Raw genomic sequence first — 19,264 nt, 5'->3', positions numbered from 1 at the left:
CAATGGCGCGAAGTGCTTATCAAGCACCAGGCAGGATGATAACTCTCTAAACTCTCATCACCCTGGCGACGTTCTCGATATCCTCCGCCGAGACGCCAACCGCACCAGCCACCGCATCCCACTGCTGGACTGCATTGATCACATCACGGGCCGCGTTCTCCACCTTGCCGCGGGGCAGTTTGAAGATGCGGCCATCCGCCAGGGCCTCCGTTGGGGTTGGCGGGTAAGGTTGGTACTGGTAGCTGGCGGCATGGTGCATATTCACCGTAAGGCTGGGCACCAGGTCATAGGCGGGCGCCAGATGGTAGCCGTGTTTGCCGTGCATCAGGCTGAAATTGCGTTCGTGGTCATCGGTATTGTTGATGGCACGGTTGAAGAGCATCAGCTTGAGTAGCTGGACAAGGTCCTCTTCAACCTGACAGGAATACTTCCTGATCAGATCAGCGATATGGTCATAGCGGAACGCATGCCCCAGGTCCGTCTGGGAGGCGGGGTCCTTAAGCAAGCCATTCACCGTAATCAGATGTCGTCTTGCGGTACCGTCCATATCGAAACGATTCAATAGCAGGACTTCGCGCCCATTGATGCCCTCAATAATCTTTCCGTCACACATTTGGATGCCTGCGGCTTGGGCCATTCGCAGGCAGGCCAGCTCAACTCGGGCATTATTATAGCCATCCTGTGTCAGACGGTTGAACTTGGCCAGATAACAACCCGCTTCATCAAACAGCAGGGCTTTCGGGCGGGCCCCGCCAATGCCGGTTCCCGCATTGGCCAGATACAGCAGGCTCATCTCATCGAGATCCACACCACCATATTCCAATTGATCCATTTTCTGCGCGGCCTGCTCCGCGGCACGAAGATGCTCGATGGAATAGCCAACATCGAATCGGGGCTCTTCTCCCTGCCCAACCAGGCTCAGTGCACCGATGCGGCTGTTGCCCAACAGTGCCAAGGTGTCGATGACGCTATGGGCGTTGAGCTTTTGTTTGTTGCGCAGCAGAGCCAGTTGCACCAGTACCTTGCGGCCCCAGTTATCAGGCAAATAGTCATCCAGGAAAGCCGGGCTCGCCCCTCTGTGACACTCGAATTCTAATGGGGAACCGCGCAGGGGCAGTTGGGCAGGATCAAGAGGAAACGCTGTAGCCAGGCTCAGGTAGTCAGGGCGGTAGCGAAAACCGGCCCGAACCAGGAAGCCGGATTCTTCCAGCAGCACCACATCGGCGGCATGAATAATGCCGGTTTCCTGGGTGTTGAGATAAAGGTCATAGCGCTGCCTAGTCATCGAACAAGCTCTGTCGCGGTTTCAGCAACTCATGGAAAGGCGCTTCCAGCCCCAGCAGCTTTGCCGCCTGGAAATACTTGCCCAGAGAGACGCTGAGATCCCCTTTTTCCATTCTCTGAAGCGTTGCCCTGCCCACACCAATACGCAGAGCAAAGTCCTCCAGGGAATCCTTGGGATACGCCTTCCGGCGTGCTTCACGGAGATTGCGGCCAATCTGGCTTAGGGTTTCCATAAGTCGTATTTACTCATATTTGAGTAAAAAGACAAGAAAAAAGGAAATTTTACTCATATATGAGTAATCATCCTCTCCCTACTCTAACCGCGAGCGATGCCCGGGACCCGGAAGGCCCGGATCAGGTGCAGCACGAAGGGGCAGCAGATGACCCACCACGTGGAGAGCGCGTTGACCACCGGACCGGATTGCCCCCAGATGAACGGGATACCGGCATAGCCGGCGTATCCGCATACGGTGGCCAATACGGCGAACCAGAGGTGGAGATACAGGCGCCGCCGGAACGCAAAGGTATAGCCCACGCTGAACAGCAACGGAAACAGCCACCAGAACACCATGGTGATGTAGTCCCAGGTGGTCATTTCGAATACGAGTTCCACGCTCTCCATGTCCCTTCCCTACGGCGCCTTTTTCTTACAACACGTTTCTTACAACACGATCAAATGGTTCGGCAGCTCGTTCTTCTGCTCGGTGGCCGGCACGTGGGTGATCAGCTCATCGCCGCAACTGGCCACGCATTCCAGGAAGCCGTTCAGGGTGTCCCTGGCCTTCACATGGGCGGTGAAGGTGTCGACGATGGACTGCCAGCGTTCATTGGGCACATGGCGGGCAATGCCGTGGTCGGCCAGGATTTCCACGTAGTGCTCCGCTTCGCAGACGAAGATCAATACGCCGGTACCGCCCTTGGTATGGTGCAGCCCCTGATCCAGAAACACCCGCCGGGCCAGGTCCGCGGCGCGGCGCTGTTTCACCGAGGCGGGCACCAGCCGCATCATCAGCGGTGGCCAGCGGAACACCAGCGCCAGCACCACCAGAGTGGTCCACTGCGCCAGCAGCACTTCCAGCGGTGCCAGCCAGACCGGCGTGAAAGCGAGGATCAGCGGCACCAGCAGGGACAGCAAAGCCGCCCACATCATCGGGATATAGCGATAGTTGTCCGCCTGCCGGGCCAGCACCGTCACCAGCTCGGCGTCGGTGTCCTTTTCCACCGCGGCAATGGCCCGGGACACCCGGTTTTGGTTCTCTTCATTCAATAACATCACCAGCCTCCCGAAGCGCCACCGCCACCAAAGCCGCCGCCTCCACCACCGAAGCCGCCGCCGCCAAAACCACCGCCGCCGCCGAAGCCGCCCATTCCGCCAATGGCGATCGGTGCCAGCAGGCCTCGTCCACGACGGCCACCGCCGCGTCCGCCGCCGCCGAAGGTCAGCAGCATGGTCAACACCACCAATACGATCAGATAGATCAATGCCTGGAGGTTGCTGCCTTTATTGGCTTTGCTGGCCGGTGCGGTGTATTCGCCGTCGATGGCGGCAAGAACGGCTGCGGCCCCCTGTTCGATACCCGTGGCGTAGTCCCCTTGACGGAACGCGGGCCGGATTTCGTTCTGAATAATGGCGTGGGACAACGCATCGGTGAGCACGCCCTCGAGCCCGTACCCCACCTCAATGCGGATCTTGCGCTCCTTGGGGGCGATGATCAGCAAGGCGCCGTTGTCATGTTCGGCCTGACCGATCCCCCAGGCCCGCCCCAATTGATAACCGTAATCCTCGATGGCGTAGCCCTGCAGATCCGGCAGGGTCACCACGACGACCTGGTTGGAGGTGCGGCTCTCGGCCTCGGCCAGGCGCTGCTCCAGTGCCTGTGCCTGTTGCGAAGAAAGCAGGCCGGCATTATCCACCACGCGGCCGGTCAGAGCGGGGAATTCCGGTGCCGCCCAGGCCGAGGGCAGCACCAGCATCAGCAGAGTACAGAGCAGTAGTCGCATCAGTTGAAGTTAACCTGGGGCGCTTGCTCCGCCCCTTCCGTGGTGGCTTCGAAGGAAGGCCGTATTTCCATCTCACTGTACAGCATGCTGTGCCAGATACGACCCGGGAAGGTGCGAATCTCGGTATTGTATTGCTGCACCGCGGTGATGTAGTCCCGGCGCGCCACGGCAATGCGGTTCTCGGTGCCTTCCAACTGCGATTGCAAGGTCAGGAAATTCTGGTTGGCCTTGAGATCCGGGTAGCGCTCCACCACCACCATCAGTCGCTGCAAAGCGGAACCAAGCTGCTGCTGCGCCGCCTCGAACTGCTGCAGTTTCTGCGGGTCGTTAATCAGACTTTCATCGGCCTGAATGGAACCGACCTTGGCGCGGGCTTCAGTGACCTCCACCAGCACCTCCCGCTCGTGTTCCATGTAACCCCGTACCGTACTGACCAGGTTCGGCACCAGATCCGCGCGCCGCTGATACTGGTTCTCCACCTGCCCCCAGGCGGCCTTCACCTGCTCGTCATAGGTGGGAATATTGTTGATACCGCAGCCGGTGAGGCCGAACAGAATCGACAGCAACAGGACAAAACGCCAATGCTTCATTGCGGGGTCTCCCTATCCAAACCGAGGACGTCCAGCACTTCCTGGACGTCATTTGTATTGCTTTGCCCGATGGCCAGCAAGCGCTCCTTGACGGTGCGTGGCTGCGCCTTGATGCGGGCTTCGAGCCGGCAGGCGCTGGCGCGATCCGCCACCGCCGCCCGCCAAACCAGGGTCACCGGCCGTCGCGCCCGAGTATAACGGGCCCCACGGGGACCTTCATTGTGTTCCCGGTGACGGCGCTCCACATCGGTGGTGACGCCGGTATACAGTGAACCGTCCACGCAGCGCAGTATATATACGCACCACTGTTGCATGGTTTTACATCTCCCGCGTCGACAGTTGCTATCATCAAAACATACCCCGCTCCGCCAGCGAAGGCGGCGACACTACAATACAAGGATTTCCGGAGACACGCATGATTACTTACCTCTATTGGGTTCTGGTTGCGATCCTGATTTTTCTCAGTCTGTTCCTGGTCGGTGCCCGCATGGGCAAGTGGAAACCGGCGGTGATCCTGGCGGTGCTGGTATGGTTGGCGGGCACCGTGTTGTATTACTTCTGGCTTGAGCAGATTTTCGTCAAGCGGCTGGGCGGCACCATGACGCTGAGCGTGCCGGCGGGGCAGCAGCACATCGCCGCCACCTGGAAAGGCGACAATCTGTGGCTTGAGAACTACGACCCGGAAACCAACCGCTGTATTTTCCGTGAATACTCCCGTGGCAATCTGCTGGAAGGCCAAGTGGTGATAGAAAACTGTCACCCTCTGCGTGCCGGTGGCGGTGGTCGTGCGGACAACAAGGCGGACAACAAGAGTGCCGACGATAGTGGCGCCGAGGACACCACCATCCCCAAACGCCCGCGAACCGCGCTTTAAACCTCCGCCGGGCCCTGAAAATGCGCCACCGGCGTCTCTCTCCGGTGGCCTTCCCACCGCCGCGCTGCTATCGTTGAAGGTCGTCCACGCCGATGATTCGCCTTCCCCATGAAAGTGCGTACCACCAAGGAACAGCAGCGCGAGCGACTGCGCCGGGATATGGAGCGTTTTCTGTCCCGGGGCGGGAGTATCAAGCGCGTGCCGCCCGGCACCAGCGGCGAGCCCCCGCAAGGTGCCCGGCCGTTATCCCCGTTCAGCCACACGCCCAGGCCCCAGCGCACTGATCTGTCACGGCTGGCCGCCACCATCGACGCCCGCAAGCACAAACCCAAGGTACGCCGCGCCAGATCCACGACGCCGCGCCGCCGGCTGATCTATGACGACTTCGGCGAGCCATTACGCTGGGTCTGGGAAGACGCCACCACCGCCCCCGACACCCCGGACAAGGAGAACTCATGACCCGCCTGATCGCGCTGAGCCTGCTGCTGCTCGGTTCCCTGGCCCAGGCCGATATCATTGAACAGAAAGTGAACCTGCCCGGTGGCGTCGGCACCGGGGTACTGTACATGGACGAGGATCAGGAGCGGGTCACCGCCGGCGTCATCGTGGTCCACGAATGGTGGGGCCTGAACAACTACATCCGTAACCGGAGTCGGCAACTGGCCGCAAAAGGCTACGTGGCACTGGCCGTGGACATGTACAACGAAAAAGTGGCGCAGCACCCCAAGGACGCCAAGGCGTTCATGGAGCAGGCCCTGGCCGAGCCGGAAAAGATGACCGCCCGCTTCAATGCCGCCAAGACGCTGCTGCGCAAGATGCAGTATGTGGATGACAACCGGATTTACGCGGTGGGCTACTGTTTCGGTGGCGGCGTGGTGCTGGAGCAGGCCCGCGGGGGCAATGATCTGGCCGGCGTGGCCAGCTTCCACGGCACCCTGGCGACGCAAAATCCAGCGGGTCCCGGCGACATCAAGGCACGCATCCTGGTGGCCACCGGGCAGGCCGACCCCATGGTGCCACCGGAGCAGGTCTCGGCACTGGTGGAGGAACTGAACAACGCCGGCGCGGAATATCAGCTGCTCAGCTTCCCCGACGCCAAGCACGGCTTCACCAATCCCGAGGCGGATCAGTTTGGTCAGCGTTTCGACATGCCCCTGGCCTACGACGCCGAAGCCGACCGGGAGAGCTGGCGGGCACTGACGGAGTTTCTCGATAGCACACCCTGACGCCCCTGAATGCACCACCTTCGGGCATGGCGCACCAAACTGGCGCCATGCCCGCCCCATCCGCAGGCCCTCCACCCCGTTTTTCCTCCCCCGATCCCCCGCAATCCCTGGCCTGCACCGATTTGGCACCGCTCTTGCTGGTATACCGGCGTGAGGAATCGAATGGCCGGTGGCCATCCACACTCGACAATTTGCTTCCAATAGACCGCTAGGGTTCCGATCGGCGCCGCCGATGCCTGGTCCGAGAGCAGTCGACCTTCGCTGAAGGTTACACGGCGGGACAAAAGCCCGGGAGGACACGATGACACCTGTCATTGGATTCCTCTTCGTCCGTAACCCAGGAGGTCCGACATGACCCGTTTGCTCACCACCGTCTGCACCACCGCCCTGCTCGCCCTGACGCTCGCCACCCCTGTCCAGGCCCAGGCCCGGGACAGTTTCAAGGTCTGCTGGTCCATCTACGTGGGCTGGCTGCCCTGGGACTACGGCGCCGCCGAAGGCATCGTCGACAAATGGGCGGACAAGTACGACATCGACATCGAAGTGGTACAGATCAACGACTACATCGAGTCCATCAACCAGTACACCGCCGGCCAGTTCGACGGTTGCACCATGACCAACATGGACGCCCTGACCATCCCCGCCGCCGGCGGCGTCGACAGCACCGCGCTGATCGTTGGTGACTTCTCCAACGGCAACGACGGCATCGTGCTCAAGGACGCCGATAAACTCGAGGCCATCAAGGGCCGTCGCGTCAATCTGGTGGAACTGTCCGTCTCCCACTACCTGCTGGCCCGGGCGCTGGACAGCGTGGGACTCAGCGAGCGCGACATCACCGTGGTCAACACCGCCGACGCCGATCTGGTATCCGCTTTCAATACCCCCGACGTAACCGCCCTGGCCACCTGGAATCCGCTGCTGGGCACAATCAAGGAGTCTCCGGAAGCCAATCTGGTGTTCGACTCTTCCAAAATTCCCGGCGAAATCATCGACCTGATGGTGGTGAACACCGACACCCTGAAAGCCAATCCAGCCCTGGGCAAAGCGCTCACCGGCGCCTGGTACGAAATCATGGGGCACCTCAATGACAGCGGCTTCCGCCAGCATCTGGCCAATGTCGCCGCCACCGACCTGGACGGCCTGCGGATGCAGCTCGACGCCACCCGCCTGTTCGACAAAGCCGAGGACGCGGTCACCTTCACCAACAGCCCGGCGCTGAAGGACACCATGCAGAAAGTGGCGGAATTCTCTTTTGACCACGGTCTGCTCGGCGAAGGCGCCCCGGATGCCGGCTTCGTTGGCGTGGAAACCCCCGCCGGCGTCTACGGCAACAACGGCAACGTCAAACTGCGCTTTGACCCGACCTACATGACGATGGCCGCCGAGGGTGAGCTGTAACCGGCCCCTCGTGCCTTGTCACCGCCCACAGGAGTCGCCATGAAGAAGTTGATCAACCGGCAACCCGGACGGGTCGCCACCTGGGCGCTGGGGCTGTTGCCCTTCGCCCTTCTGCTGGTGGTGTACCTGCTGGCTTCCGACGCCCGCCTGGAAGCCAACCCCAACGACAAACTGCTGCCGGCGTTCAGCGCCATGGGCGATGCCATTCAACGCATGGCGTTCGAACCCAGCAAGCGCAGCGGCGAGTACCTGTTATGGGCGGATACCCTGGCCAGCCTCACCCGCCTGGCCATCGGCGTCGGCATCAGCGCCTTGATGGGGCTGGTCTTCGGCATTGTCACCGGCACCCTGCCCTATGCCCGCGCCGGTCTGTCCCCGCTGATCACCGGGCTGTCGCTGGTGCCGCCGATGGCGATCCTGCCAATCCTGTTCATTCTGTTCGGCCTCGGTGAACTGGCCAAGGTGATGCTGATCATCATCGGCATCACGCCGTTCCTGATCCGCGACTTGCAGCAAAGGGCTCAGGAGATCCCCGCCGAGCAGGTGATCAAGATGCAGACGCTCGGCGCCAACACCTGGCAGATCATCCTGCGTCTGGTGTGGCCGCAAATCATGCCGCGCCTGATCAGCGCCGTGCGGCTGTCACTGGGATCCGCCTGGCTGTTCCTGATCGCCGCCGAAGCCATCGCCGCCACCGAGGGACTGGGCTATCGCATTTTCCTGGTGCGCCGCTACCTGTCCATGGATGTGATCCTGCCCTACGTGCTCTGGATCACCCTGCTGGCGTTCGCCATCGATTTCCTGCTGGCCCGTTATTCCCGCTGGCGTTACCCCTGGTTCCACGGCAGCCACTGAGTAAAGCGAGGAGAGGCCCATGGCCATCATCGAAATGAACAATCTGTGGAAGGAGTATGGCGACCAGGTGGTGCTGGAACGCCTCAACGCCGAGGTGCAGGAAGGGGAATTCGTCACCCTGGTGGGCGCCTCCGGCTGCGGCAAGACCACCTTTCTGAAAATGCTGCTCGGCACCGAATCGCCCACCCGGGGCAAGCTGCTGCTGGACGGCGCGCCGATCCCGGATCAGCCGGACGAGACCCGCGGCATCGTGTTCCAGCGCTATTCGGTGCTGCCGCATCTGAGCGCGCTGGAAAACGTCATGCTGTCCGACGAGCTGCACCGCCACAAGCTCATCGGCCGCGCCTTCGGCGGCAAACGCAAAGCCTTGAAGGACGCCGCCATGGCAATGCTGGAATCCGTGGGGCTGACCCAGGCTGCCGGTAAATTTCCCCACGAATTGTCCGGTGGCATGCAGCAACGCCTGGCCATCGCCCAGGCATTGATGAAACGGCCGCGCATTTTGCTGCTGGACGAACCCTTCGGCGCGCTCGATCCCGGCATCCGCCGCGACATGCACCACCTGGTGCTGGATCTGTGGCGGGAACAAGGGCTGACCATCTTTATGGTCACCCATGACCTCGCCGAGGGCTTTTATCTCGGCACCCGGCTGTGGGTGTTCGACAAGACCCGCCTGGACCCGCAAGCCCCCGGCGCCTATGGCGCGCGCATCACCTACGACCTGCCGGTGGGGGATTGCGACAAAGGCACGCTCACGGCCATCCAGGAGCAGGCGGACGCCACCGCCCGCACCATGGCCTAACGTACAAGGAGACCTTCATGACCGAACTGCTGTACGACTACACCATGCCCAGCGGCGCCCATTGGTCGTTTCGCCTGCGTCGCGGCACCGCTCTGCGTCTTACCGACCTGGAAGGCGGCGCCAACGTCGGCATGCTGTTCTACAACCCGGAAGAAAAACTGGAGCGTTACAACGCCCCGGACACCCTCAAGGGTCAGCACACCTTCAAACTGACCCGCGGCAATTGTCTCTACTCCGACATGGGCCGGGTGTTCGCCTCCATTGTCGACGACAGCTTCGGCTGGCACGACACCGTCTGCGGTAACCTGGACGATGCCCGCCTGCTGGAGAAATACGGTGAGCACAATTACCAGCAATACCGCAACGACTGGACCCTGAGCGGCCACGCCAGTTTCCTCACCGAGCTGGCCAAATACGGCCTGGGAGAGCGGGACCTGGCCGCCAATCTCAATCTGTTCAGCAAGGTGGTCACCGACGATAACGGACAGCTGCGTTTCGACGCCGGCGCCGCCCGGGCCGGGGCGCAAATCACCCTGCGTTTCGAGATGGACACGCTGGTGGTGATGCACACCTGCCCGCACCCGCTCAATCCCGCCAGCGACTATCCACGCAAGCCGGTGCGGGTGGAAATGCTCACCGCCGCGCCGGTGGCAAAGGACGATTACTGTCTGAATTTTCGTCCGGAAAACGCCCGTGCTTTCGAAAATAACCGCCTCTATCACCTGGGCCTTTAGGAGACCATCATGATTCGGGAAAGTCAGTTGAACCCCGCCGATGCTCATTTCCGCGATACCGTCCCCGCCGGCGATTACTTTCTGAAAGTGCTTAAGGAAGGCGAGACCCTGCGCATCCTCGATCTGGAAGGCAACCAGGCGGCGGACACGCTGTTTTTCAATGCCAAGGACACCGCCGAGCGCTACAGCGCCATGGACACCATCCGCGAACAGGGCAACGTCTTCCTCACCGCCGGCACCGTGCTGCGCTCCAACCGCAACCGGCCGATGCTGGAAATCACCGCCGACACCTGCGGCCGCCACGATACCCTCGGCGGCGCCTGCGCCACGGAAAGCAACACGGTGCGTTACGCGCTGGAAAAGCGCTGCATGCACGCCTGCCGGGACAGCTGGATGCGGGCCGTTAACGAGCATGAGGAATACGGGCTGAGCAAGCGCGACATCACCCACAACATCAATTTCTTCATGAACGTGCCGGTGACCGCCGAAGGTGGCCTCACCTTCGCTGACGGTATTTCCGCACCGGGCAAGTACGTGGAAATGAAAGCGCTGATGGACATCACCGTGCTGATTTCCAACTGCCCGCAACTCAATAACCCGTGCAACGGCTACAACCCCACACCCATCGAAGTGCTGATCTGGCACTGACGATCAGAATCGAAGGCGCCGGGGACGACCCCGGAAGCCGGATGCTTACGGCGGGACGGCCCGCCATCGCCGCAGAGCCGACATCATGTTCAAGAAGGTACTGATCGCCAACCGTGGCGCCATCGCCACCCGAATCATCCGTACCCTGAAAACCCTGGGCGTCACCAGCGTCGCCGTCTATGCCGACGCGGACGCCGATTCCCGTCACGTGAGCCTGGCCGACGAGGCTTATTGTCTGGGCGACGGCAGCGCCGCCAGCACCTATCTCGACCAGGACAAATTACTGGCGCTGATGGCCGAGCATCAGATCGACGCGGTGCATCCCGGCTATGGTTTTCTCAGCGAGAACCCGGATTTCGTCGAGCGTTGCGAAGCCCAAGGCATCGCCTTTATCGGCCCCACCCCCCAACAGATGCGGGATTTCGGCCTCAAGCATACCGCCCGCCAACTGGCGGAAGACAATCAGGTACCGCTGCTGCCGGGTACCGGTCTGCTGACCGATCCGGAACAAGCGCTGGCCGCCGCCAACCACATCGGCTACCCGGTGATGTTGAAGAGCACCGCCGGCGGCGGCGGTATCGGCATGCAGATTTGCCACGATGCCGAATCGCTGCGCAAAGCCTGGGATACGGTGCGCCGGCTCAGCGCCAACAACTTTTCCAACGACGGCGTGTTCCTGGAGAAATACATCGAGCGCGCCCGCCACATCGAAGTGCAGGTGTTCGGCGACGGCAAAGGCCAGGCGGTGACGCTCGGCGAGCGTGACTGCTCCGCCCAACGCCGCCATCAAAAAGTGGTGGAGGAAACGCCGGCGCCCAATCTTCCCGAAGACGTTCGGCACACTTTGCACGATACCGCCCGGCGCCTGATGTCGGCGGTGCACTACCGCAACGCCGGTACCGTGGAATTTATTCTCGACCAGGACAGCAACCGGTTTTATTTCCTTGAAGTGAATACCCGCCTTCAAGTGGAACACGGTGTCACCGAGCAGGTGTACGGCGTCGATCTGGTGTCCTGGATGGTGCGACTGGCCGCTGGCGAACTGCCGCCGTTGGAACGGCTGGCCGGCGATCTCGCGCCGCGCGGCCATTCGATCCAGGTGCGTCTCTATGCCGAGGATCCGAATAAGGATTTCCAACCCAGTGCCGGCCTGCTGACCACCGTGCGTTTTCCTGAAGCGGACGGCCGGCGGTTGCGGCTGGATCATTGGATCGAAGCGGGACTGACCGTATCCCCGCTGTACGACCCGATGCTGGCGAAGGTCATCGTTCACGAGAATGATCGCGAGCGCGCTCTGGCCGCCCTGGAGCACGCGCTCGGCGACACGCTGGTGGAAGGCATCGAAACCAACCGCCAGTATGTGCTGGCGATCCTCGCCGACCCGGCGTTCCGGGAAGGCCGCATGACCACCCGCTATCTGAACGACTTCCGCTACCAACCCGATACCCTGGATGTCCTTGCCGGCGGTACCCTGACCACCGTCCAGGATTATCCCGGGCGCGGCGGCTACTGGCCGGTGGGCGTGCCGCCGTCCGGCCCGTTCGATAACCTGAGCTTCCGGCTCGGGAACCGGCTGCTTGGCAACGACAATAATGCGGCCGGCCTGGAATGCACGCTCAATGGCCCGACCCTGCGCTTCAACCGCGACACCCGGATCGCGCTGACCGGCGCGGATATGGGCGCCACGCTCGACGGCAAGCCCGTGCCCCGCTACCAGGCGGTGACGGTGGTGGCCGGCCAGACGCTGAAGCTGGGCAAGGTCAACGGCACCGGCGCCCGCGCTTACATAGCCGTGGACGGTGGCATTCAATGCGAACCCTACCTGGGTTCACGCAGCACCTTTACGCTGGGTCAGTTTGGTGGTCACGGCGGCCGTGCTCTGCGTACCGGCGATGTGTTGCATCTGAGCCCGCACAGCGCGGCACCGCAAGCCGTGGTAGAGGTGCCGCAAACGCTGATGCCGAAGCTGCGCGATACCTGGACACTGCGAGTCATCTACGGCCCCCATGGCGCGCCGGACTTCTTCACCGACAACGACATCGCCACCTTCTTCACCAGCGATTGGCAGGTGCATTACAACTCCAGCCGCACCGGCGTACGGCTGGTGGGGCCGAAACCGGAATGGGCCCGCAGCGACGGCGGCGAGGCCGGCATGCACCCGTCCAACATCCACGATAATGCCTACGCGGTGGGCACCATTGATTTCACCGGCGATATGCCGGTAATTCTGGGCCCGGACGGTCCGTCCCTCGGTGGCTTTGTCTGCCCGGCCACGGTGATCAAAGCCGACCTGTGGAAACTGGGGCAATTGAAAGCCGGCGATAAAGTCCGTTTTCAACCGGTCTCCCTGGAAGACGCGGACCGCCTGTGCGAAGAACAGGACCGCTGTCTGCAACACCTGGACGCACCCGAGCTGGCGGTGAAGCCCGCAGCGGTGATCACTCCGGTATTGGACCGCCTGCCGGAGGAAGAGGCCGGTGTGGAGGTGGTCTACCGGGCCGCCGGAGACCGTTATGTGCTGGTGGAATACGGCCCGCTGGAACTGGATTTGCGCCTGCGCTTCCGGGCTCACGCCCTGATGCTGTGGCTGGAGCAGCAGCGGATTGACGGCGTGCTGGAACTGACCCCGGGTATTCGTTCCCTGCAGATTCACTTCGATCCACGGCAGCTGCCACGCAACACCCTGTTGACGCTATTGAAGGAAGCGGAACTGTCCTTGCAGCAACAGGATGATTTGCAAGTGCCGTCACGTATCGTTCATCTGCCACTGAGCTGGGACGACGAGGCCTGCCGGCTGGCGATCTGGAAATACATGCAATCGGTGCGCAAGGACGCACCCTGGTGTCCGAGCAATATCGAATTCATCCGCCGCATCAACGGCCTCGACAGCATCGACGAGGTGAAGCGGATTCTGTTCGAGGCCAGCTACGTGGTAATGGGGCTGGGCGATGTTTACCTGGGCGCCCCGGTGGCGACGCCTTACGATCCCCGTCACCGGCTGGTCACCACCAAATACAATCCGGCACGCACCTGGACCGCGGAAAACTCCGTCGGCATCGGCGGCTCCTATTTATGTGTGTACGGCATGGAAGGCCCGGGGGGGTATCAGTTCGTCGGCCGTACCCTGCAAATGTGGAACCGCTATCGCACCACCGAGGCGTTCACCAAACCCTGGCTGTTACGGTTTTTCGATCAGATTCGTTTTTACGAAGTCAGCGCCGGGGAACTGCAGCAGATCCGCCGGGACTTCCCCAAAGGCGACTACCCGCTGAAGGTGGAAGAGACCACATTCAGTCTCAATGCTTATCAGGATTTTCTGCAGCGCAATGACGACAGCATCCGCGCCTTCACCGGGAAGCGGAACCGGGCCTTTGACGAGGAACTGCAACGCTGGGTGGAAAGCGGCCAGATTCATTTCGAGTCGCAACAGGATCTGGACGGCGATGACGGCGACGGCCTGCCGGAAGGCACGCCGGTGGAATCCCCCACCGCCGGCAACATCTGGCAGCTCAACGTGGCCGAGGGCGACAATGTGGAAGCCGGCCAGGTGGTGGCAATCCTGGAATCCATGAAGATGGAGATCGAAGTCACCGCCCCGGAAGCCGGCCAGGTGCTGCATATAGCGCGCCAGGAAGGCCAGCAGATCAATGCCGGCCAGGCGATCATGGTGCTGGGCTAGAGCGTACAGCCCCCGTCCACGGCGATAGCCTGGCCGGTGACGTGTTCGGCACAGGCCAGGTACACCGCCAGTTGCCCCATATCTTCCGGGGTTTGCGCCACGCCCTGGGGCAGCAGGGTTTTCTGGTGACGGGCCCAGGATGCCTCCTCGCTCTCCCCTTCTTCCCGCCAGCGCCCGGCCAGGCCATCCTCGCCACGCCACATGCCGGTGCCAACGATGCCCGGGCACAGCGCGTTGACGGTGATGCCGTCCAGGGCCACTTCCTTGGCCACCGCGTTGGTGAAGCCGATCACCGCGAATTTGGACGCGGTGTAATGGGACAGATCCGGGAAGCCGATCTTGCCGGCGATGGAGGCCACGTTGATGATGCGTCCCCAGCGTCGCGGCCGCATCACCCTCACCGCGGCCTGGGTGCAGAGGAAAACCCCTTTGGCGTTCACCGCCATGATGCGGTCGAAGTCCTCGGCGGTGAGCTCCTCGATGGACTGAATACTGATGATGCCGGCGTTATTGACGGCGATGTCCAGGCCGCCCAACTCCGCCTCCACCTTTTCCACCATGGCACGGACTGAATCCGGCTGCGCTACGTTGACGGAAATCGCCACGCTACGTCGCCCCACGGCCTCCACCTTGGCGGCGGTTTCCTCGGCAATGGCCAGATCCAGATCCGCCACCGCCACGTCCGCGCCGGCACCGGCCAACGCCAGGGCAATCCCCTGCCCGATACCCCGGCCACCGCCGGTGACCAGGGCGACTTTTCCTTTCAATTCCATGATCGCTGCTCCTGTTCAATGAGTTCCGGCGTTCAGCATAGGCGGGACAGGCCCGCCCGCCGCTGACGCAAATCAATCAAGCCAGATGATGCACTTCCTGCTGGCCATACACCGGCGTGTCCAGGCCTTCCATCCGTGCTTTCAATTGCAGCGCCAGGAACTGCGAGTAAAACCGGGACTGGTGCAGATTGCCGCCATGGAACCAGAGCGCCTGCTGCCGGGTGGGCTTCCACATATTGCGCAATTCGCCTTCCCAGGGGCCCGGGTCCTTGGTGGTGTCCGAACCCATACCCCAACATTTACCCACTTTGTCCGCCACTTCCTGGGAAATGATGCGCGCCGCCCAGCCGTTCATGGAGCCATAACCGGTGGCGTAGACGATCAGATCCGCCGGCAACTCGGAACCGTCGGTCAGCGTCACCGAATGCGCATTGATGCGCTCGATGCCGACACCGCTTCTCAATTTGATATCACCGTTGGCCACCAGCTCGCAGGCGCCCACATCGATGTAATAGCCGGAGCCGCGGCGCAGATATTTCATGAACAGGCCGGAACCGTCGTCGCCGAAGTCCAGCATGAAACCAGCGTCGCGCAGACGGCGGTAGAAATCCGCGTCCTTCTCCGCCACCTGTTCATAAACCGGAACATGAAACTGCGGCATCACTTTGTAGGGAATGGAGGCGAAGGTCATGTCCGCCATTTCCGTAGTGATACCGTTATTCACCGCCTCTTCGGAGTACAACGGCCCCAGCACCAGCTCCATCAGTGTTTCCGATTTGATCACGTGGGTGGAAGAGCGTTGCACCATGGTGACGTCGGCGCCGTGTTCCCACAGGGCCGCGCAAATGTCGTGGGCCGAGTTATTGGCGCCCAGCACCACGCATTTCTTGCCGGCATAGGCTTCGCCGCCGGGGTGCTTGCTGGAGTGATGCTGCTCGCCCTGAAAGTCTTCCATGCCCGGGATTTCCGGCACATTGGGCATGCCCGACATGCCGGTGGCCAGCACCAGCTGTTGCGGACGCAAGGTGACGCGCTCACCATCACGATTCACGTCCACCACCCATTCACCGGCCTGCTCGTCATAGCGAGCACCGGTGCATTCAGTGGAACCCCAGTAGTTGATCTCCATGATCCGGGTATACATCTCCAGCCAATCGCCGATCTTGTCCTTGGGCGAAAACACCGGCCAGTGATCAGGAAACGGCAGGTACGGCATGTGGTCATACCAGACCGGATCGTGCAGACACAGGGACTTGTAGCGGTTGCGCCAGGAATCCCCGGGGCGCGGGTTCTTTTCCACCACGATGGTGGGGACATTCAACTGCCGCAGACGCGCCGCCAGACCGATACCGCCCTGGCCGCCACCAATGACCACGCAATAAGGCTGGCGACTGTAACCCAGCTCCGCTTCCTCCTCGCGGCGTTCCTCCAGCCAGCTTTTACGGTTCTTGAACACGCCATGGCGGGCGCCCTTGGGCCGCAGATCGTTACGTTGCTCCGGATAGTCCCGCAGTTCCTTTAGCGTGGTCAGCAGAGTCCAGGCCTTGCCCTCACGCAGACGCAGGTGGCCATGGCCTCGTCCCACCGCGGTCTGGAAAGTAATCCAGGCTTCCACCACGCCGTTTTCCTCCCGGGCGTCACCGGCCAGGTTCCAGTCGAAGGGTTGGGTGTTGGCGACGGTGGCACCAATCATATCGCGCAGAGCAGCGTGTCCCTCCACCGTTTTGATGTTCCAGGTGAAGGACACCAGATCGCGCCAGTAACCGTTTTGCTCGAACAGTTCGGCGGCGGCGGTGGGATCGTCGCCGCGCAGGGTACGCTCCCATTCGCCAAGCCAGTGTTCCACTTGATGGTTCGGCGTTTTTGCATTGCTCATGATTTGCTCCTCGCATGCGTTGTTGTTGTTCGTTTTCCGCCACCGGCGTCGCGGTCGATGCGGACACAGGGACGGATGCGGGGACAAGAGCAGAAGCCGTGCCAATCTCCCGACATGGCCGCCAATTCGCTTTTAGAGCTTTGATTCGGAAAAGAATTTTCATTGGAACCGGGTACAGGGCAACATCTTTTGGAGGGGCTTCATGGCCTTCTCAGGCGTAACGGTGCGCAACGCTTTACGTTACAGGTGTAACGTCCACGGGGTGTATTTAGTACTCAAGTCGGATGGAGCCGCCAGGGCCATGGGGCTAGTCTGAATTCCAGGCAAAAAACAGAACAACAATCCACCGCGGAGGCCCGGGCATGAGCAGCCTGCACGCGCAACAACGTCGCCATATCGACGACATTCTGCGATACGCGGACGGCGGCTATCGCCCCACCGTGTCCCCTGGCGACGCCATGATCGCCCGGTCCTGGAAACGCTGTATCGAGGAATACGGCCTGGATCCGGCGCGGCCCCGCCCGGCCCGTATCGTTACCCATCAGACCCTGCGGGAACATCAGGAAAGCGCCGACGAGTTTCTCAATGTGGCCCGGGCCGGCGTCGAGCAGTTGTATGGTCAGATCGCACGGCTCGGCTATGTGCTGCTGCTCACCGATCAGCGCGGCATTACCGTGCAATTCCTGGGTGACCGCCGACATGACCAGCGGCTGCGCCAGGCAGGACTCTATCTCGGCGCCGACTGGAACGAACACCATGCCGGCACCTGCGCCGTGGGCACCTGCATCCGCGAAGTCGAAGCGCTCACCTGCCATCGCCAGGATCACTTCGACGCCACCCACATCGACCTCACCTGCACCTCGGCGCCGATCACCGATCCCCAGGGTCGCCTACTGGCGGTGCTGGACATTTCCGCTCTGGATTCCGCGCCGACCCGGGACAGCCAGAATTTCGCCCTGCACTTGATCCGCCTGTACGCTCGCATGATCGAGGACGCTTACTTCCTGCGCCTTTACCGCCACCACACCGTGTTCCGTTGCGATACCTCACGGGAGCTGGTGCAGGTCAACGGCCAGTATCTGTTCGCTCTCGACGGCGACGGCCGGGTACTCGCCGCCAACGGCGTCGGCCGGCATCTGCTGGCGCGGGCGCGCACGGACGACGGCGATGTCGCCCTGCCGGAGTTGTTTGATTGTGATGCCCGGGATATCTGGTCCATCCCCTATGCCTGCGAGGACCAGGTGCGCGCCTTTCGGGTACAGGCTCTCGGCAGCACCCTGTTCGGCAGCCTGATTGAGCCACGCCGGCCGGCCCGGCCCGCCGCGCCGCAAGCGCTGATCCCGGAAGAGCCGGTACCGGAACTGGACCGCCTGGCGGCCGACGATCCGGCCATGCGCCGCACCCTGAAGCTGGCCAAGCGTCTGCGGCAACGGGATGTGAGCCTGTTGATCCTGGGGGAAACCGGCACCGGCAAGGAGGTGCTGGCACGGGCCATTCACGACGCCGGGCCGCGCCGGCACAAACCGTTCGTGGCGGTGAACTGCGCCGCTATCCCCGAATCTCTGATCGAAAGCGAATTGTTCGGCTACAGCCCGGGCACCTTCACCGGCGCCCGGGCCAAGGGCATGCGCGGCCTGATCCAGCAAGCCCACGGCGGCACCTTGTTCCTGGACGAAATCGGCGACATGCCGTTGACGTTGCAGACCCGGCTGCTCAGGGTACTGGCGGAAGGGGAAGTGCTGCCACTGGGCTCGGAGCGGCCAATATCAGTGGACTGCCGGGTGATCGCCGCCACTCACCGGGATCCGGCCAGATTGATCGCCGACGGCCATTTTCGCGAGGATCTTTACTACCGGCTCAACGGCGCTACGCTGCGGCTGCCGGCACTCAGGGAACGGGCGGACAAACAACATGTGATCGTCTCGGTGATGGCGCAACTGGCCCGCGCCGTCGGGCAACCACGACTGCAGTTGCGCGCGGACGCCATGAGTGCCCTGCTGGCCTGCCCCTGGCCCGGCAATATCCGTCAGTTGGTGAACGCCCTGAACTTTGCCGAGGCCACTTGTGACGGCGAGCAAATCACGGTGAACGATCTGCCGGAAGAGTGTCTGGCCCAGGTGATCGGCCCCGGCACCACGCCGGCCAGCACGGAGGATGACGACGATGGTGACCCGCAACGCGCCGGCCTGCTGTCGATCCTGAAACGGCACCACTGGATGATCAGCGCAGTGGCCCGGGAACTGGGCGTATCCCGTCCCACCGTCTACCGTCGTATGCGCAAGCACGGACTGACACCGCCGAATCAGCGGGACGGTTAGCCTGACAGTCCCCAAAATCAGGTTAATCAGGGTTCAGTGGGAAGTTTTTCCAGCAGGGGAGTGTCGCCGGCCAGAGTCTTTCAGGACACGCTACAAGTACATCCCTGTAAGCTCGGGTTTGGCCATCCCTGGCCAAACACGGTCCTGGAAGACTCTGACCGGCGACACTCTTCGAGCTCTGAAATACCCAGCTTCAGGGACGTATT

General features: G+C 62.1%; 19 protein-coding genes and 1 riboswitch. Of the genes, 10 read left to right on the top strand and 9 right to left on the bottom strand.

The window, feature by feature from the left end; translation table 11 throughout:
* Positions 1-46: 46 nt before the first annotated feature.
* The 7 genes from B5T_RS05800 to B5T_RS05770 all read right to left on the bottom strand — a co-directional run bounded on the left by B5T_RS05800 (position 47) and on the right by B5T_RS05770 (position 4,189).
* Positions 47-1,285: a type II toxin-antitoxin system HipA family toxin gene (locus B5T_RS05800; RefSeq protein WP_014993542.1), complete on the bottom strand. Its 1,239-nt coding sequence runs from the start codon at positions 1,283-1,285 to the stop codon at positions 47-49.
* The gene (locus tag B5T_RS05795; RefSeq protein ID WP_051015448.1) at positions 1,278-1,517 is read right to left on the bottom strand and encodes a helix-turn-helix domain-containing protein; all 240 of its coding nucleotides are present in this window, start codon (positions 1,515-1,517) and stop codon (positions 1,278-1,280) included. Before B5T_RS05795 ends, B5T_RS05800 begins: the two co-directional genes overlap by 8 nt.
* An 83-nt stretch (positions 1,518-1,600) precedes the next feature.
* Positions 1,601-1,897, bottom strand: a complete 297-nt coding sequence (locus B5T_RS05790; RefSeq protein ID WP_167321202.1) for a hypothetical protein — start codon at positions 1,895-1,897, stop codon at positions 1,601-1,603.
* A 48-nt stretch (positions 1,898-1,945) separates the two neighbouring features.
* Positions 1,946-2,557, bottom strand: coding sequence for a TPM domain-containing protein (locus tag B5T_RS05785; protein ID WP_014993539.1), 612 nt, complete (start codon positions 2,555-2,557; stop codon positions 1,946-1,948).
* The gene (locus B5T_RS05780; protein WP_014993538.1) at positions 2,557-3,285 is read right to left on the bottom strand and encodes a TPM domain-containing protein; all 729 of its coding nucleotides are present in this window, start codon (positions 3,283-3,285) and stop codon (positions 2,557-2,559) included. Before B5T_RS05780 ends, B5T_RS05785 begins: the two co-directional genes overlap by 1 nt.
* Positions 3,285-3,875 carry a LemA family protein gene (locus B5T_RS05775; protein WP_014993537.1) on the bottom strand — a complete coding sequence of 197 codons (591 nt, stop codon included), beginning with the start codon at positions 3,873-3,875 and terminating at the stop codon, positions 3,285-3,287. The genes B5T_RS05780 and B5T_RS05775 overlap by 1 nt, the downstream gene beginning before the upstream one ends.
* A complete protein-coding gene (locus B5T_RS05770; protein WP_014993536.1) occupies positions 3,872-4,189 on the bottom strand; it encodes a GIY-YIG nuclease family protein in 318 nt (105 codons plus the stop codon). The genes B5T_RS05775 and B5T_RS05770 overlap by 4 nt, the downstream gene beginning before the upstream one ends.
* A gap of 101 nt (positions 4,190-4,290) precedes the next feature.
* Here B5T_RS05770 and B5T_RS05765 point away from each other — a divergent pair, with 101 nt between their 5' ends.
* The 9 genes from B5T_RS05765 (at position 4,291) to uca (ending at position 14,091) form a co-directional block, all read left to right on the top strand.
* On the top strand, positions 4,291-4,749 hold the full coding sequence (locus B5T_RS05765) for a hypothetical protein (protein WP_014993535.1): 459 nt from the start codon (positions 4,291-4,293) through the stop codon (positions 4,747-4,749).
* A 108-nt stretch (positions 4,750-4,857) separates the two neighbouring features.
* Positions 4,858-5,208 carry a hypothetical protein gene (locus tag B5T_RS05760; protein WP_014993534.1) on the top strand — a complete coding sequence of 117 codons (351 nt, stop codon included), beginning with the start codon at positions 4,858-4,860 and terminating at the stop codon, positions 5,206-5,208.
* Positions 5,205-5,975 (top strand): dienelactone hydrolase family protein, encoded by a 771-nt coding sequence (locus B5T_RS05755; RefSeq protein WP_014993533.1) that lies wholly within the window; start codon positions 5,205-5,207, stop codon positions 5,973-5,975. Before B5T_RS05760 ends, B5T_RS05755 begins: the two co-directional genes overlap by 4 nt.
* A 197-nt stretch (positions 5,976-6,172) precedes the next feature.
* A riboswitch (guanidine-I (ykkC/yxkD leader) is annotated at positions 6,173-6,272 on the top strand.
* Positions 6,273-6,326: 54 nt separating this feature from the next.
* Positions 6,327-7,373, top strand: a complete 1,047-nt coding sequence (locus B5T_RS05750; RefSeq protein WP_014993532.1) for a putative urea ABC transporter substrate-binding protein — start codon at positions 6,327-6,329, stop codon at positions 7,371-7,373.
* 39 nt (positions 7,374-7,412) lie between these two features.
* Entirely contained in the window at positions 7,413-8,228 is an 816-nt protein-coding gene (locus tag B5T_RS05745; protein ID WP_014993531.1) for an ABC transporter permease, read from the top strand.
* 19 nt (positions 8,229-8,247) lie between these two features.
* Positions 8,248-9,030, top strand: coding sequence for an ABC transporter ATP-binding protein (locus B5T_RS05740; protein WP_014993530.1), 783 nt, complete (start codon positions 8,248-8,250; stop codon positions 9,028-9,030).
* Between the two features lie 17 nt (positions 9,031-9,047).
* Positions 9,048-9,764 (top strand): urea amidolyase associated protein UAAP1, encoded by a 717-nt coding sequence (locus B5T_RS05735; RefSeq protein ID WP_014993529.1) that lies wholly within the window; start codon positions 9,048-9,050, stop codon positions 9,762-9,764.
* Positions 9,765-9,773: 9 nt separating this feature from the next.
* On the top strand, positions 9,774-10,412 hold the full coding sequence (locus B5T_RS05730) for an urea amidolyase associated protein UAAP2 (protein WP_014993528.1): 639 nt from the start codon (positions 9,774-9,776) through the stop codon (positions 10,410-10,412).
* Positions 10,413-10,497: 85 nt separating this feature from the next.
* A complete protein-coding gene (uca, locus tag B5T_RS05725; protein WP_014993527.1) occupies positions 10,498-14,091 on the top strand; it encodes an urea carboxylase in 3,594 nt (1,197 codons plus the stop codon).
* On the opposite strand, the gene B5T_RS05720 is transcribed toward uca, so the two are convergent.
* The gene (locus B5T_RS05720) at positions 14,088-14,864 is read right to left on the bottom strand and encodes an SDR family NAD(P)-dependent oxidoreductase (protein ID WP_014993526.1); all 777 of its coding nucleotides are present in this window, start codon (positions 14,862-14,864) and stop codon (positions 14,088-14,090) included. The genes uca and B5T_RS05720 overlap by 4 nt on opposite strands.
* A gap of 76 nt (positions 14,865-14,940) precedes the next feature.
* Entirely contained in the window at positions 14,941-16,740 is a 1,800-nt protein-coding gene (locus B5T_RS05715; RefSeq protein WP_014993525.1) for a flavin-containing monooxygenase, read from the bottom strand.
* A gap of 362 nt (positions 16,741-17,102) precedes the next feature.
* On the opposite strand from B5T_RS05715, the gene B5T_RS05710 reads away from it, so the two are divergent.
* On the top strand, positions 17,103-19,058 hold the full coding sequence (locus tag B5T_RS05710; protein ID WP_014993524.1) for a sigma-54-dependent Fis family transcriptional regulator: 1,956 nt from the start codon (positions 17,103-17,105) through the stop codon (positions 19,056-19,058).
* Positions 19,059-19,264 lie beyond the last annotated feature (206 nt).

The sequence above is a fragment of the Alloalcanivorax dieselolei B5 genome (assembly GCF_000300005.1).
GTDB classification, from domain to species: domain Bacteria; phylum Pseudomonadota; class Gammaproteobacteria; order Pseudomonadales; family Alcanivoracaceae; genus Alloalcanivorax; species Alloalcanivorax dieselolei.
This window is presented reverse-complemented; position numbering and strand designations above follow the sequence as displayed.